The sequence below is a fragment of the Mycobacterium sp. E2327 genome, from assembly GCF_001672675.1.
Lineage (GTDB): Bacteria > Actinomycetota > Actinomycetes > Mycobacteriales > Mycobacteriaceae > Mycobacterium.
The window spans coordinates 1-15,356 of the sequence record NZ_LZKE01000102.1 but is presented as its reverse complement, the minus strand read 5'-3'; the positions used below and the strand labels follow the sequence as shown (position 1 = coordinate 15,356).

The 15,356-nt window shown below is 67.7% G+C and carries 15 protein-coding genes and 1 pseudogene; 8 read left to right on the top strand and 8 right to left on the bottom strand.

Going from position 1 to position 15,356, the window contains the following annotated elements:
- Window positions 1-235: 235 nt before the first annotated feature.
- Window positions 236-880 carry a response regulator gene (locus A5712_RS11015; protein ID WP_369830385.1) on the top strand — a complete coding sequence of 215 codons (645 nt, stop codon included), beginning with the start codon at window positions 236-238 and terminating at the stop codon, window positions 878-880.
- A gap of 2 nt (window positions 881-882) precedes the next feature.
- Here A5712_RS11015 and A5712_RS11010 read toward each other — a convergent pair whose 3' ends face one another.
- The gene (locus A5712_RS11010) at window positions 883-1,491 is read right to left on the bottom strand and encodes a sigma-70 family RNA polymerase sigma factor (RefSeq protein WP_068104388.1); all 609 of its coding nucleotides are present in this window, start codon (window positions 1,489-1,491) and stop codon (window positions 883-885) included.
- A gap of 258 nt (window positions 1,492-1,749) precedes the next feature.
- On the opposite strand from A5712_RS11010, the gene A5712_RS11005 reads away from it, so the two are divergent.
- Window positions 1,750-2,130, top strand: coding sequence for a response regulator (locus A5712_RS11005; RefSeq protein WP_068104386.1), 381 nt, complete (start codon window positions 1,750-1,752; stop codon window positions 2,128-2,130).
- Between the two features lie 157 nt (window positions 2,131-2,287).
- Window positions 2,288-3,469 (top strand): S1C family serine protease, encoded by a 1,182-nt coding sequence (locus A5712_RS11000; RefSeq protein WP_156766516.1) that lies wholly within the window; start codon window positions 2,288-2,290, stop codon window positions 3,467-3,469.
- Between the two features lie 38 nt (window positions 3,470-3,507).
- On the opposite strand, the gene A5712_RS10995 is transcribed toward A5712_RS11000, so the two are convergent.
- Complete coding sequence (locus tag A5712_RS10995) at window positions 3,508-5,055, bottom strand: GAF domain-containing protein (RefSeq protein WP_369830384.1); 1,548 nt, start codon at window positions 5,053-5,055, stop codon at window positions 3,508-3,510.
- Between the two features lie 294 nt (window positions 5,056-5,349).
- Window positions 5,350-5,943, bottom strand: a complete 594-nt coding sequence (locus tag A5712_RS10990; RefSeq protein ID WP_068104382.1) for a carboxymuconolactone decarboxylase family protein — start codon at window positions 5,941-5,943, stop codon at window positions 5,350-5,352.
- A 329-nt stretch (window positions 5,944-6,272) separates the two neighbouring features.
- On the opposite strand from A5712_RS10990, the gene A5712_RS10985 reads away from it, so the two are divergent.
- From A5712_RS10985 to A5712_RS10975, 3 genes and pseudogenes are all read left to right on the top strand, one after another.
- Complete coding sequence (locus A5712_RS10985; protein WP_068104380.1) at window positions 6,273-6,572, top strand: PE family protein; 300 nt, start codon at window positions 6,273-6,275, stop codon at window positions 6,570-6,572.
- An 84-nt stretch (window positions 6,573-6,656) separates the two neighbouring features.
- Window positions 6,657-7,718, top strand: a complete 1,062-nt coding sequence (locus A5712_RS10980; RefSeq protein ID WP_231982100.1) for a PPE family protein — start codon at window positions 6,657-6,659, stop codon at window positions 7,716-7,718.
- A 458-nt stretch (window positions 7,719-8,176) separates the two neighbouring features.
- Window positions 8,177-8,671 (top strand): annotated as a pseudogene (locus tag A5712_RS10975) (cytochrome P450); the annotation flags it as partial.
- A gap of 33 nt (window positions 8,672-8,704) precedes the next feature.
- Here A5712_RS10975 and A5712_RS10970 read toward each other — a convergent pair.
- Genes A5712_RS10970 through A5712_RS10950 form a run of 5 tightly spaced genes read right to left on the bottom strand, consistent with a single transcriptional unit; the run spans window position 8,705 to window position 13,889 of the window.
- Window positions 8,705-9,295, bottom strand: coding sequence for a hypothetical protein (locus A5712_RS10970; RefSeq protein ID WP_068104376.1), 591 nt, complete (start codon window positions 9,293-9,295; stop codon window positions 8,705-8,707).
- A 19-nt stretch (window positions 9,296-9,314) separates the two neighbouring features.
- Window positions 9,315-10,211, bottom strand: a complete 897-nt coding sequence (locus A5712_RS10965; RefSeq protein ID WP_068104374.1) for a hypothetical protein — start codon at window positions 10,209-10,211, stop codon at window positions 9,315-9,317.
- Complete coding sequence (locus A5712_RS10960; RefSeq protein WP_156766515.1) at window positions 10,211-11,791, bottom strand: bifunctional 3-(3-hydroxy-phenyl)propionate/3-hydroxycinnamic acid hydroxylase; 1,581 nt, start codon at window positions 11,789-11,791, stop codon at window positions 10,211-10,213. Before A5712_RS10960 ends, A5712_RS10965 begins: the two co-directional genes overlap by 1 nt.
- Window positions 11,788-12,705 carry a fumarylacetoacetate hydrolase family protein gene (locus tag A5712_RS10955; RefSeq protein WP_068104371.1) on the bottom strand — a complete coding sequence of 306 codons (918 nt, stop codon included), beginning with the start codon at window positions 12,703-12,705 and terminating at the stop codon, window positions 11,788-11,790. Before A5712_RS10955 ends, A5712_RS10960 begins: the two co-directional genes overlap by 4 nt.
- Before the next feature lie 38 nt (window positions 12,706-12,743).
- Window positions 12,744-13,889: a VOC family protein gene (locus A5712_RS10950; protein WP_068104369.1), complete on the bottom strand. Its 1,146-nt coding sequence runs from the start codon at window positions 13,887-13,889 to the stop codon at window positions 12,744-12,746.
- 393 nt (window positions 13,890-14,282) lie between these two features.
- Here A5712_RS10950 and A5712_RS10945 point away from each other — a divergent pair, with 393 nt between their 5' ends.
- Entirely contained in the window at window positions 14,283-14,741 is a 459-nt protein-coding gene (locus A5712_RS10945; RefSeq protein WP_068104366.1) for an MmpS family transport accessory protein, read from the top strand.
- On the top strand, window positions 14,738-15,356 hold a 619-nt coding region (locus A5712_RS10940; RefSeq protein WP_156766514.1), incomplete at its 3' end, for an MMPL family transporter. The genes A5712_RS10945 and A5712_RS10940, both read left to right, overlap by 4 nt.

The window sequence follows — 15,356 nt, the reverse complement described above, 5'->3', positions numbered from 1 at the left end:
ACTCCTCGAGGGGCTGGCTCCGACGGAACCCAACGTAGCCGAGTCGCGCCGCGGCAGAGCCGACCCCGTCCTGACCACGCGGGATGTCAGGCGTCGCCGCCCAACTCCGGGGCCCGCGTAATTGCTGGAAAACGGACAAAGCAAGGGGCAAGATGGTTCCTCAGCGGCGATGCGGAAGGACACGGCATTGACAACGGAAACAAGCGCCGCCGAGGCGGGCAGCGAGCCGGCCCCGCTGCGCGCGGTGGTGGCCGACGACGAAACCTTGCTGCGCGAAGGACTGGCCAGCCTGCTGGACCGCTCCGGATTCAGTGTCGTCGGTCAGGTGGGCAACGCGGTCGAGCTGCTGGCGCTGGTGCGCAACACCAGTCCTGACGTGGTGGTGGTGGACATCCGGATGCCGCCCACCCACACGACGGAAGGTCTCGAGGCCGCACGGGTGATCCGTGAGGAACTCCCCGACACCGGGATTCTGGTGCTGTCGGCGCATGTGGATGTGGAGCACGCGATGGAGTTGCTCGCCAGCGGTCGCGGCATCGGCTATCTGCTCAAGAGCCGCGTCACCGATGTCGCCGACTTTGTCGACACCTTGCAGCGGATCGCCAAAGGCGCTTCGGTGGTCGACCCCGCGGTGGTGCAGGAGCTGGTGTCCGGGCGGCGCCGGGACGATCCGCTGTCGGCGTTGTCCCCGCGCGAGTTGGAGGTGCTGGAGCTGATGGCCGAGGGCCGCTCCAACGCCGGCATCGCCCGACGGCTCTGGGTGACAGAGGGCACGGTGGAAAAGCACGTCCGCAGCATCCTCACCAAACTCGGGCTGCCGGAAACCGACGACGACCACCGTCGCGTTCGCGCGGTCATCACATTTCTCGACTCACGCTGACGTTACGCCGTTTGCACCAGATCCCTTGACGCGCCGCGGACTTGGCCGCGGTGCGACTGACCGAGCATCCCGCGCAGCCGCCGCCGTCCCCGATGCAGCCGGGACACAACGGTGCCGACCGGTGCGTTCATCATCGCCGCGATCTCCTTGCATGGCATGCCCTGCACATCCGCGTAGTACACCGTGGCGCGGAACTGCTCGGGCAGGGCACGCATCGCAGCGATGACGTCCTGATCGCCGAAGCGCTTGAGGGCCTGATCTTCCGCCGAGGGCAGACCCGTGCCCGAGTGTGCGGCGCTCATCAGGTAGTGGATATCCGTAATTCCCTCGGGCGGATGCTGCACCGGCCGACGTTGCGCCTTGCGGCAGTTGCTGATGTGGGTGTTGGCCAGGATGCGATATAGCCAGGCCGAGATGTTGCTCTCCGGCCGGAAGGAGTCAAAGGCCGCGAAGGCCTTCGCCATCGTGTCCTGGACGAGATCCTCCGCGTCGGCGTGGTGCCGGGTCATGCGCAGCGCATGCCGGTGCAGGTCGCCGAGCAGGGGCGTGACTTGGCTTTCGAACCCGGCCCCGGGCTCCGCATGGGCAGTCAATTCCGCTGGCTGGGTCATGGTGCGCCTTTCGTGTCGCGGGCTGAACGGCGCCTTATCGGCGCGTATCGGGTCAAAGCCTTACGATTGCCGTCGCGCTGACCCGCGTCTGCACCGCTGGCAACCGTAGGGGGTTGCCGTCACCCGCAGTCCAGGCATTACCGGTAGCCGGTAGCAACCGGCGACTCACGACGCCGTCCCGGCGAAACCTTCCCGAACCGCCATAGATTTCCTGCTAGCCTCCATGCGATCTGGTCGCGGTTATCCCACACTGGACTGGTGACTGCTGGTGTGCGAACGCGTTGCGTGATTGTCGATGACAATCACGACTTCCTCAATGCCGCGACTCGGTTGCTCGAGCACCAGGGAATCGACGTGGTCGCGGTGGCAAACTCCTCCGCGGAGGGGCTCAAATGTGTCAAGGACCTTCGGCCCGACGTGACGCTCGTCGATATCGATCTGGGCGAGGAGAGCGGTTTCGAGGTCGTCGAGCTGCTGCACAGCAATGGGTTCGGCTTCGAGGTGCCGACCATCCTGATCTCCACACACGCCGAAGAGGATTTCTCTGAGTTGGTCGCGGCCAGCCCGGCCCTGGCTTTCATACCCAAGGCGGCCCTGTCGGGTGCCGCGATCCGCGACGCCCTGGGGCTTGCCGGCTAGTTACCCGCTAGCGCGGTAGCCGAATGGACGGTGGCGGTAACGACAGCCGCGCTCTCAGCCGCGATCCTGGACATGAGCGGTTCCAGCGCGCACAGCGCCGAGCCGATGTCGTTGCGCCCCATGGCCTTCGACGTATTCGAGGTGAGGACAAGGACTCATGTCTGTTGGTGACGGCTGCTACTGCCTTTTGCCGCCGTCCGGCCGACACTCGTCGCACCGGGTGCCCCCGCGCCGGAAGCGGTTGATGCGCGGCGGGTTGTTGCTGCTGCGTGGAGCGGAGGTCGCGCTGTTCGTCGCGACGGTCTTTGCCGCCGTAGCGTTGCTTGCCCACCCGCCCGCGGTCGGCAGGTCGTCAGTGGATTCCAGTTTCGCGTTGACTTTGCCTAGTTCCGGCGCGCTCTCCGTCCAGGAGGTGGCCGCGAAGGTGTTGCCCAGCGTCGTGACGCTGAAATTCAATGACGGCAACCGCTCTCAGCTCGGTTCAGGCGTGATCCTGTCCGCCGACGGGCTGATCATGACCAATAACCACGTCGTGGCGCCGATGAGCGATGGCCGTCGGCCGCCGGCGGACACCGAGGTGACCCTCAGCGACGGCCGCACCGCGGCGTTCGACCTGATCGCCACCGACCCGAAGAGCGACATTGCGATCGGGCGGGCTCGGGACGTGTCCGGCCTCACCCCGATCGCGGTCGGCTCGTCGGCGGCGCTGCGTGTCGGTCAGCCCGTCGCGGCGGTGGGGTCTCCACTCGGGCTGCGCGGCACCGTCACCGCGGGCATCGTCAGCGCGCTGAATCGGTTGGTAAGTCCCGCGATTGACCCGGGCCGCCCGCTGAGCGCGTATTACGCCATCCAAACCGACGCGGCGATCAATCCAGGTAATTCCGGTGGTGCACTCGTCGACATGAATGGCGCGCTGGTCGGCATCAACGCCGCCGAGGCGGTGCTTCCCGGCGCGGAGGGTGCGGGCAGCACAGCCCACGGATCGATCGGTCTCAACTATGCGATTCCCGTCGACCACGCCGCACGGATCGCCGCCGAACTGGCCACGACCGGCCAGGCATCGCATGGCTGGCTGGGCGTGCAAGCCACGGGCGACGCCGGCGTCCTCGGCGCCAGGATCACCGGGGTGGACGCCGGAAGCCCCGGTGCGGCGGCCGGATTGACGGTCGGCGCGGTCGTCACCAAGGTCGATGACCAGATCATCGACAGCGGCGCCACCTTGGTGGCCGCCGTGCAATCCAGGGAACCCGGGGCCTCGGTCACGCTCGCGTTCGTGCACAGTTCGGGTCTGCCGATGACGGCCCGGGTCACCCTCGGCACCGACCAGGGTCGGCAGTAGCGAGCTACATCGAGACCGCGAACTGACGCGCTGGCCGTTCAGACCGGCACACAAGGGATTTCGGCCGCGAGCCTAGTGCCCTCGCCGTGGCCGCTGGTGACATCCAACCGACCGCCCAGCGCCTCCGCCCGGTCCCTGAGCCCGATCAACCCGGATCCCCGCGGATCGGCGCCACCGATGCCGTCGTCAGATATCCACAGGCGCACCCGCCCGTCATCGGCCTTCACGGCGACAGTGACACGGGACGCGTGCGCGTGTTTGGCGGCGTTCGTGAGCGCCTCCGCGACGACGTAATACACCGCCACCTCGACGGTTTTGGGCAATCGCCGCGAGACGTCGACGCGTAGCTCGACCGGCATGGCGAAACGGCGGCACAGGGCACGCAGCGCGGGGCCCAGGCCGGCATTGGAGAGCACGGCCGGATGGATGCCGCGGGAGAGCTGACGTAGTTCCTCGCTCGCGGCCGCGACTTCGTCGGCGAGTTCGACGATCTCTTGTTGCAGCCGGCCGTCGGCGGGCAGGGAGGCCTGCAGGGCCTGAAGGCGCAGCCGCAACGTGACGAGGCGCTGCTGCGCACCGTCGTGCAGGTTGCGTTCGATGCGACGCCTGGCCTCGTCACCGGCGGCGACGATGCGGGCCCGTGAAGCCATCAGCTCATCGCGCGCCTGTGCATTGGCGACCGCGGTCGCGACCAGCTCGGCGAAATCCGCCAGCTGCTCCTCGGTATGGGGCGGGTGCGGGTCGGGTCCCGAGGAGGCGATGACTGCCGCGCCCCAGAGCCGGCCGTCCACCTCGATGGGGGCACCCACCGCCGAGCGGATGCCCACGCCCCGGACCACCGCGGCGATCGGGCCGGCCGCATGCTCGTGGCTGTCCATCCGGGCGGTCGTGCCGCTCTGAAACACCATCGCCGCGACGTTGTCACCGTCCAGCGGGAACACCCCGCCGACCGGAATCTTGTCCAAATGGGCCTTGTCGTGGGCGGCGACCAGCTCACACGAGCCGTTCCCCAAGTAGCGGACCAACACGCAGTTCTGCACCCGCAACGCGCGGGCGACCTCTTCGGCGACCGCGGTGAAGACCTCGGCCGGCGAAACACCGCGGGCGACAAGCGTCGCCACCCGGCGCAGGGACGTCTGGCGTTGCGCCAACCGGCTGACCTGATTCGCCGCCCGTCGGGTTTCCGCCGTGCGCAGCCGGGCCCGGCCCGCCAGCACATTCGTCAGGAGGCCGAGGGGCAGGAAAACCGCGAGCGGCAGAAGCTGAGCCGGGTGCGACGGCAGCGCGCCGAGGCCGGCGTCGAGGTGGATCAGCAGGTATACCACCGCGCTGACCAGCGTCGTCAACACCGCCAGACCGATGTTCCAGAACGACGAGATGACCAGGACGCCAAAGAGATACAGCGCCCCCAAGGTGCTGTGGGGTGCAACCGCGGAAAGCAGCCGGACCATGATGGTTTCGGCGACGATCAAGGTTGCGGCAACGATTATCCCGAGCCACGGTGGACTACTCGGTGCCAGCGACGACCGCCCGCCGCGTCTGGGTCCGGGCTGGAAGGGAATCATCGACCACTCGCTGGGTGTCATCACATGCACGACTCGATTGGTAGCGCGTCCAGCCGGCGGCGCCGGCGCACAGGCGATCACTGCTTCCCTGGCTTACGCGCGAGTTGGGCGACGGTTAGGCCGTGGTGCGGTGACTGGCGCGATTCCACAGCGAAACTCCATCCCGCCGGCTTCGGCAGTGGCGGCGCTTGATTGTTTCGAAGGGCGCCTCAATCCAGTGTCGGCGGGGGTCAGCCTGTTCACATCGCTGCTGGCTTCAACCGCGCATACCGGCTAGCAGGTAGGGCGTCCCCACCACCGCCGCACGCCGAGCGCTTAGCCGGGCGCGGGTATCTCGAAGGCGTTGAGGACCGCGCACACGGTGTGGTAGATGCCGGTCAGGACGGCGGCCTCCATCACCCCTGCCGGGCCAAGCGTCGCCTCCGCCTCACGATATAGCGTGTCGTCGAGGCGGTGCTCGACCGACAGCGCGCGGGCGACAAGGTGCGCAACGACCTCGTCTTTGGTCAGATCGTCCGGAAGTCCGCCGTCGGCCAGTGTGCGCACCGCCTTATCGGGGAGGCCGGCCTGCCCGGCGACCGCGCAATGCGCGTACAGCTCATAGGGGGCCCGCCACACCGCGCCGACCGACAGGATGATGACCTCCCTGCAGCGTTTGGTCAGCGAGGTGTTCGTCTGCTCGGTCACCGCGAGTCGCAGGAAGGCTGACGAGATGGCCGGGGTCAGCAGGGCCGGGTTGAAGGGACCGATCAGCCGGCCCGCATCGGTGCGCGCCCGGAACTTTGCGGCCTCCGCCCATGGCACCGCCACATTCGTGAGCCAGTCGAAGAGCTCCCGCTGGGCCGGATCGAGCGCCGCACGCTCGTACAGCCGAAGACGCCCGCCCAGCCCGCCGCCATCAACCGCCATGAGTCCTCCTACGTTTGGGCCTGGCCGGTCACGAACCACCTGCCTCAAGCATGCCGCCATCAAACCCTGATGTCGTTACCGCTAACCGGAATCGACCAGCCAAACAGCCCATACCGCAATGAACCACGCTGCGCCGCAGCGACGGTCGCAAGGGAGCGGCTGGCGAGCCAGTCAAAGTAATTACAGCTAGCCAGAAGTCAAAGGGGACGCTAGCGCGGACGACAGCTGCGCCGACCTCGGCGATGCTACGAGTTGAGCTTGGCTGCCGAGATGCTCGTGTGTGCCGTGCCAGTGAACCAAGTCACCAAATCCGGACCGGGAGAACAAAAATGTCGTTCGTCACCACACGGCCCGAAGCGCTGACCGCCGCCGCGGGACAGCTGGCGGCAATCGGGTCGGCGATGACTGCTTCGAATTCTGCTGTGGCGCAGTCCACAACGGGCGTGGTCCCGGCTGCCGCCGACGAAGTGTCGGCACTGACCGCGGCCGCGTTCACCGCGCACGGCGTGTTGTATAAGGAGATCGGCGCGCAGGCCGTGGCCATGCATCAACTGTTCGTAGCCACCTTGGAGACCGCCGCCGGTTCCTATGCGGCCACCGAGGCCGCCAATACAGCCGGCGCCCGCTGAGAGCCGGTCGGACACATGGACTTCGGAGCACTACCGCCGGAAATTAACAGCGGCAGAATCTATTCCGGACCCGGGCCGGGGTCGATGTTGGCAGCGGCGACCGCTTGGGAAAAGCTGGCCGCGGACCTGTACTCGACGGCCTCCTCGTACGCCGCGGTGGTGTCCGGACTGACCTCCGACGGGTGGCAGGGTCCGGCATCGGCCTCGATGGCGGCCGCGGCGGAGACCTACGTGACCTGGCTGGGTACCGCGGCATCGCAGGCCGGGCAAGCGGCAAATCAGGCGCACGCCGCCGCGGCGGCGTTCGAGGCGGCGTTCGCGGCCACGGTGCCACCGCCGCTCATCGCCGCCAACCGCGCAGAATTGGCAACGCTGGTTGCGACGAACTTTTTGGGCATCAATACCGCAGCCATCATGGCGACCGAGACCCAGTATGCCGAGATGTGGGCTCAGGACGCCGCCGCCATGAACTCGTATGCAGCGTCTTCGGCCGCCGCGGCGACGCTCACGCCGTTCACCGCGCCGCGACAGAACACCAACCCGGCCGGTGTGGGCACGCAAAGCGCCGCGGTCAGTAATTCCGCCGGGTCGACCCTGCCGTCGATCGACACGATCGTCCAGCTGATCGCCGACGACATCAACAACGCGCTGGCGCCCGACCACATCAACTCCGGAATCAGCGCGTTCGCGACGATCCCCTCGATCATCTTGGCGGCAGCCTCCTTGTTTTCGAGTTCCGGCACGAGCGCCGTCGACTCAACGGCGGCGGCATTGACCGACGTGAGCGCCGGGCTCGGCCAGGTGGCGAGCACCCTCGGATCGGTGGGCTCCGCCTTCGGCCCGGTCCAGCTGGGCGGATCGGTGTCCGCCGAGATGGGTCGGGCGGCCGGTTTGGGCGCGCTGTCGGTCCCACAAAGGTGGGGCACGCTCACTTCCGCGGCTTCTAGTTCGCCGAACGCGTTGCCGGTCAATCTCGTCAGCGAAACCGACCTCGGGGAGATGGCCCCGCCGGTCAGCCTGGCGGGCGCCCCGGCAACCTTGGCGGCCGGGGGGGCCGCCCGGGCCCGGTCGATGGCGGCCGACGGAACGATCCTGCGGTCGTTGATGCGCCCCACCATGCTTCCGCGTCAACGGTATATCGGATAGCGCGACAGCACGCCCGCACCAAGCGGCTCAGACGGCGTTGGGCCACCGGCTATTTCGGCGCGTCCGCGCCGCGACCAGTCCCCATGGCGGCGGTGGTCACACGTGCAGGCTGGGCGCGCCGGTCATCGCCGCGGGAATTCCGTGTGCCGCTGGACGACAGTGCGACTGTCATGCAGGGCCCACGCGAGGGTGCTCAACAGCAGCATTGCCAACAATACGGTCAACATCGGTGATACCCTTCTCGGTCGTTTCCATCCACGCTGGCCGGCGCGTCCAACGAGACTGTCCCACAAACGCTTTGGCCGCCATCGCGGTTTCCGGGCGAACGTTCACGGGCCGCCCGGCAGCTACCACTTCAGCATCCTCCGCGACGGCCGCCATGTCGTCCCTGCTGGCCGCCGCAGCCACCCCCGGGTACCTGTACATCGCCACGTCCGCACCCCTACGCGGTGAGCCGCGAGCAGTGCACGGCGCTGATGATCGACTACATCGCGCCTTCGCTCGACACCACCATCAGCGCCATCTCAAACGCGGTGTACCTGTTCGCCAGTCACCCCGAGCAGTGGCGACTCCTTGAGGAGGACCCGAGGCTGATTCCCAACGCGGTCAACGAGATTGTGCGCTACGAGTCGCCGCTGCGCGCGTTTGCCCGGCTGGCCCGGCGCGACACCGAGATCGCCGGTGTGCTCATTCCGGCGGGATCGCGCGTCCTCGTCATTTACGGCTCGGCCAACCGCGACGAACGCGAATGGCAGGAGCCGGAAACCTTCTACATTTGCCGCGATGCCGGGCGACACCTCGGCTTCGGCAATGGCGCGCACGCGTGTGCCGGCCAGGCGTTGGCCCGGCTGGAAACCGCCGCGATGCTGCGAGCGCTCGTGGAGCGCGTCGACCGCATTCGCCTCGAGAGACAGCCAATCTGGGCCGCCAACAACATCGTTCGTCGCCGCTAGTCGCTTCCCGTCACGCTCGAGGCCGCCTGACGATCAGTTGAGCGGGAACTGGTCGGACTTCAGCGTTTCCCGCAACGCCCGCCGGTAGCGCGACAGCACCGGCACGTACAGGCCCAGCTCCTTGCGCGCAGCCTGGACCACGTCCCGGCGGTTGATCTTGATGTTCTCGTACGCCTTCAAGGCCTCTCGCTGATCCTCGGGCATGTTGTCCAGCCACATGTCGAGCCGGCCCGTCAAGCCCTCGTCGGTCTCGATCTGCCTCACCCACTCGCCCAGCTGAACCGACTGCTGGTATGCATAGGCGATCGCAAGGTCGGCGGTCTGGTAGTTGCCGGTCAGCGCCAGCTCGCTGATCACCCTGTCGATCGCTTCGGCTTTCTCGGCCAACGCCTCTCGGCGCGCGTCGGGCGGGAGCGCCTTCAGAATCTCGAGGTCCCTGCCTATGCGCAGGGCTTCGGCGTAGAGCGTCTTCATCTCCTCGTAGTGGAAGCGCTTGTGCTGGGACCTCCGGTCCAGCGAACCCGTGCCGAACGCGAGGACTCCGGCCAGGACGACGAAGGCACCACCCAGTAGGGTGCCCTGCCCCGGAGTTATGTTGTGCCACCAGTCAGTCCACGCACCCATTCACATCACCGCCCGCCGGTCAGAGCTCCGCCAGCGCGAGCCCCGTGAGGCCGAAACCGAGGTGCACCAGTTCCTTGTCGACGCCGCTGTCGAGGTTGACGTAACGGATGCTGCCCCCGAGGTCACCGACGTAGAACTCCGAGTCGGACAGGGCAGCCACGCCGATCGCCTCGTGGTACCCCCGGGACAGGATCTGGGGCTCGCCGATCGTCGGCTGAACCGCCGCGCGGTTGAGCGTGTTGCCGCCGGGTTCGGCGCCCCGGTCGGTCCACACCAGCGTGGTACCGCCGAACAGGTGCAGGTCGATCGGCTCGGGCAGGTCCTTCCACAGCAGCTCGACGTCGTCACGCCGCTGCGGGTCGGCCCCGGCCGGCAGGTCGAGGCCGGCGCGAAAGATCCTGCCCTCCCCCGCCTTTGGCGCGCCCTTCTGCGTCCAGTACAGCAGCCGGCGCTCCAGGTCGACGGCGATGCCGACGCAATGGTTCGCGATCGTTTGCGCGTCCTCGTCGCCTTCCCCGGTCACCACCAGCGGCCGCAGGCCGCTCCCGTCGAGGTTGCAGGTCAGCACCTGCATGCCCTCACGGTCGCACCAATACAGCACGCCCGCTTGCCAATCGGCGGTGAGCTGCTTGCCCGTGGTGAAGGCGCCGCGCGGCACGATCGTGACCCGGTTGGTTCCGTCCAGATCCGCGCGTTCCAGGGATCCGTTGCGGGCGTATGCAACTTCCGAACGTGGGTCGCCCCCGGGATCCGGGGCGCCCATGTTCGTCCAGTAGATGTGGCCGCGTTCCTGGTCGACGACGAGGCCGTCGGGCCTCTCGTCCAGCCCGGTGATCAGGGTCCGCACCCGGGCACCGTCCAACGACACCGCCTGCATCTCCTGCTTGCCGTCGTTGAGCACCAGCAGCTCGGTCATCAGCGTTCCCTTTCGGTTTCCGCGGCAGCGGCGACGGAGAAAGACGGCACCGCATCACACAGCGTACGAATGTCCTTGCCGGCCTGCATGATCGCGCCGTCCGGGCGGACGATGGCCGCGGTCGCCCGGCCTCCCCGCAGCCAGCGGCCGAGTTGGCTCTCGCGCGACACGGAGACCACGACGGCCCCTCGACCGTCGAGCTCCTTCTGCTGCGCCGGGCTCAACCACGCCGAGGTGACCAGCGCGAAACGGTTGCCGACAACCTGGTCGAGGCGCAGGCCGTCGCGCAGCACCGGGTTGGGGCAGAGCGTTCCGGCCAGCCCGCCCGGCACGCGGGACTTGACGACCATTTCCGACCGGTGCAACCCCGGCGCGACGCCGTCGGCGGCGCTGGTGCGGGTGCCCGGCAGGCGCAGGTTCTGCAGCCGCGGGAAAACCACCTTGCGGACGAGGTCGCCGAGCGTGCCGCCGCCCGTCATCGCGGCGCCGACCGACACGGCCATCATGATCATGGCGGCCGCGTGGGCTTTGCGCTCCTGCTCGTAGGTGTCCAGCACGCTGTCGGGCAGCGAATCACTCAACACCCCAGCCACTTTCCAGGTCAGGTTCAGCGCGTCGCGCAGACCGGCCGCCATGCCCTGTCCGACAAACGGCGGCGTGAGGTGGGCGGCGTCACCGAGCACGAACACGTTGCGGTCGCGCCAGCTGCTGGCGACCTGTGCGCGGAAGGTGTAGGCGGTGACGCGGACCAGGCGCAACTGGTCGGCCGGCACGCCGGCCAGCCACGGCTTGATCAACGGCTCGATCTGCTCGATGGTCTGGTAGTCCGCGGCACTCTCCTCGTCGAGAAGCCGGAACTCCCAGCGGTACCGGGTTTCGCCGACCCGCATGTAGGTTCCGGCACGCTCCAGGCTGCACAGCTGGTGGCAGCCCTCCCACTGGTCGAGGTCGGCGTCGGTGTCGACGTCGATGACGATCCACTCCTGCTGGAACGGCAGCCCGTACATGTGCGAGCCGATCGACGCCCGCACGATGCTGTTTGCGCCGTCGCAGCCCAGCACATAGCTGGCGTCGACGGAGTGCTGCCCGCCGCGCACCCGATCAAGGAAGCTGACCCGCACCCTCCCGTGCTTGTTCTGGGTGACGCTGGTGACCTCTACGTCGCCGTGCAGCGTGACGTGCGGGTAGCGCTTGAGGTTGGTGCGCATCATCGCTTCCAGCTCCGGCTGGTCGAACATGTTCATCTGCGGGTAGCCGTTGGCGCTCGGGTCGGTGCTGCGCTTGAGCTCCGCCAGCACCCGAAACTCCTTGTCCAGCAGACGAAGTCCGTGCGCGGGCCGCCGGTGGGCGGCGAACTCGTCGCCCACGCCCAGGCGCGCCAGGATCCGGTAGATCTCGTCGTCGGCGTGCACCGCCCGCGGCAGCGGGTAGACGGTTTCGTGCCGGTCGAGCACCAGCGTCGGGATGCCGTACTGACCCAGCAGCGTGGCCGCGGTGATGCCGGTCGGGCCGGCACCGACGATGATCACCGGCACGAAGTCCGGCAGGGACGCCGCGGCGCCGTTGGAGTGTGCGTTCATGCGTAAACCACCTTGTTGCGTTGAGTGCCGAGGTCGAGGGCGCCGTCGTCGGTGGCCACCGTGGCCTCCACGACGTCCCCGTGGTGCAGGTAGTCGGGGTTCTTCGCCTGGTCGGCGAGGAACGTCATCAGGTCCATCTGGTGCGGGTTCTCGACTCCCCGCGCGGTGAGCGCGGTGCCGACCGGGGTGCCGGTGAGGATCAGGTCGCCGGCTTCCACCTTCTGGAACCTGGCCAGCGTCTGCAGAGCCTCGACGGGCGAGTACAGCATGTCGCCCTCCACCACCATGTTCTGCCGCAGCTCGCCGTTGACCCGCAGCTGCAGCCGCAGGTCGCCGAAGCGCTTGAGCTCGTCGGCGTCGACCAGCACGACGGCCGGCCCGACCGGGGTGAACGTGGGGTACGACTTCGACTCGAAGAACTGCTGTTTGGTGAGCTGAACGTCGCGCGCCGACACGTCGTTGGTCACGACCAGCCCGTGAACGAACTCGGCGATGTTGGCCTCCGTCACCTCGGTGCCCACCGGGATCTCGCGGCCGATCAGCAGACCGATCTCGAGTTCGTAGTCCAGCAGCTTCACGTGGGGTGGCTTGATGATGTCGTCGAACGGACCGGTGACCGAACCGGAAGCCTTGCGGAAGAAGGTCAGTGGCGTCTTGGCCGGGTCGCGCCCGACGTCGCGCACGTGCGAGGCGTAGTTGGTGGCCTGGGCCACCAGCCGGCACGGCGTGGTGATCGGTGAGACCAGCGCGAGGTTCGCCACCGGCACTGTGTCGGTGGAGTGGGCGGCGTCGTCGATGGCGCGGCGGTCGGCCAGTACGCCGGCGGTGGTGGTCGCGTCGGTGCGGATGCGGGCGGCGCCGTTGGGCGTCTGCACCCACCACGCGTCGGCGGTGCGCAGGATCGAGATGGTCATTGCGGGGATCCTTACTTTCTCTCGGTGGGTGGTGGGTGTCAGGAGTTGCCGACCGCGAACAGCCCACGCAGGGCGGACAGGTCGAACTCGTTGTCGTGACGCAGCGCGTCGACCATCAGGGCGACTTCGCGCGCGGTCTCGCTGGGCGAGCCGACGCCCAGGAAGTCCCGGCTCGGCGGCGGGCCCCATTGGTACAGCCCGGAGGCAGTCAGTGGCGCCCAGCCGGGCTCGAGGGTGTTGTCGAACATGTCGCCGTCGGCGTAGTGCTCGACGAGGAAGTCGCCCTCCGGGTCCCGCCAGTAATCGAAGAGCTGGCTGCCCTGGATGTGGCGGCCGATGCCCCACGAGCGGAAATACCCTTGCTCGCGCAGGTATTCGCCGCCGGCGGCCAGCGCGTCGAGGTCGGCGACCTGATAGGCCGAGTGCACGTAGCGGTGGGTCGGCCCCAACGCCATGGCCAGCGTGTGGTGGTCGGCGGGCACCGAGCCGCGGTCGCAGCGGATGAAGCTCATGACGGGGCCCCGCTCGCGCTGGCCCGGGTAGTAGCAGAAGTCGCTGACGATCAGGCCGAGGTGCTCCAGGTACCAGTTCAGCGCCTCGATGTACTTCGGGGTCTGCAGCACGATGTGCCCGAGCCGCTGGACCGTGGCGGGCACGCGCGGGGGCCGCTGGGTGGCGTTGGCCCGGACGGTCTGGTGGCTGGGACCGAAGTTGAACACGTGCGGCTGCTGGGAGGGCAGCTCCTCGAACTCGTAGACGCCCGAAACCACCTTCAGCGGAATGCCGCTCGGGTCGACGAGGTGGATCGCCACCCCACCGAGGGTCTCGGGCAGCGGCCGCACGGTCGTCCCGGTCGCGCCGGCCAACCGCAGCAGGTCGGAGTACTCGGCGGCCACAAAGGCGGGGCCGATGAACCGCGACCGCGCGCCGCGGCGGATCAGGACGCACGGCGCACCGGCGTCACTGCCGCGCAGGTGCAACTCGTCGTCGGTGCGCAGCGCGACGCTGAACCCGAACGCCACCGCGAATTCCTCGGCCATGTTCAGGTCGGGCTTCTCGAACTCCAGCCAGATGACGTCGTGGACCTTGATGACCGGGTTGGCGCAGCGTCCGGGATGCTCACCCGGCAGGGCGCCCTGCTCGCTGTGCAGCCCGTTATGGGCACCGATGAGTTGGTCGGTCATTGGTCGCTCCTCAGACAAGATGAAAGACATGAATTGGCAAGGCTTTCGGCGGCGCACACGTCCGCTTATCGCACTCGCCACCAAGCATGGCGCCGTGGTGACCGCCTGTCCTTGCGGCTGACGCCACTCGGCATACCCTGCTAGCGGGTATCCGCGGTTCTGACTGTTCGTCACTGTTGTGTTGGATGACAAGGCAACTCGGTCAAAGACGAGCCGATGCCCCCCAACAATCGCCGTTAGATTGCGCAACTAATTCATATAGCGCTCTTCGCTTTTTAGCGTTTACTATGCACACACAACCGAATCTGACGGTCCAGGAAAGGTCGAAAGACCAGCCTTGGAGGCTTGCCTCCAATAGTGCGCGCGTGGTGAACGATCCGGAGGAGGATCGGCATGAGCACTAGACGCAAAGGGCGAAGAAACATAAGCGCCCTCGGTAAACTATGGCGGCCCCTCGTCATTATCGCCGTCCTCGCGGTCGTCGCTTACGGCGTCAACACCGTCCGAAATAACAGCGAGGCCATCAGCCATCCGGCCACGACGAGCTCCCTCCCGGCCACCGTCGTCCAGATCAACCCCAAGAACGTCACCTACGAGGCATTCGGCGCGCTCGGCGAGGGCGGCAAGGTCGTCTACGCGAACCTTGACAGCCAGCCGGTCGAAGTCCGGCTGACAGCCCTACCCTGGTCGGTTTCGGAGACGACGATGTCGCCCTCGGCGACCTTGAGCCTCGTGATGCAGGTCGACGGGGACTCGGCCGGATGCCGCATCCTCGTCGACGGCAAGGTCCGTGACGAGCACCTCGTGTCCCACCAGAGCGCCGCTGTCGCGTGCACGGTGACCGCGGCATGAGCGAGGAGACGCCCACCGGTCCCATCCGGACCGAGGAACCAGTCAAGGCCGAGGAACCGGTCAAGCGACCCCTCCTGGCGAGGCTCTGTCGCCAGTTCGCGCTGCCGATCGTCTTGTTCTGGGTGCTGCTGGGCGTCGTGGTGAATGTGTTCGTGCCCTCCATCGAGGAGAACACCAAGGCCAATGCCAAGGCGTTGGTCCCCCGGGATTCGCCGTCGTCGCAGGCCGCACTGGTGCAGGGGCACGCTTTCCGCGAGTCCGACTACACGAGCGCCGTCGTCGTCCTTCTGGAAACGGAGGGCCGCAAGCTCGACGACCAGGACCACAAGTTCTACAACGAGCTGGTCCGCCGGTTGCGCGAAGACAAGCAGCACGTGCAGTCACTGCTGGACCTCTGGGGCAAGCCGGTGACGAGGTCGGGGCAGCAGAGCGCCGACGCCGAGGCTGCCACGCTGACCGTCCGCCCGACCGGGGACACCGGTGACGCCACCTCGAGCCGCTCGATCGACGCCATCAGGGACATCGTGGCCAAGGTCCCGAAACCGCACGGCCTCAAGACTTACGTCACCGGACCGGCCGCGCTGAACACCGACACGCTCGACGCCGCCGACGCCA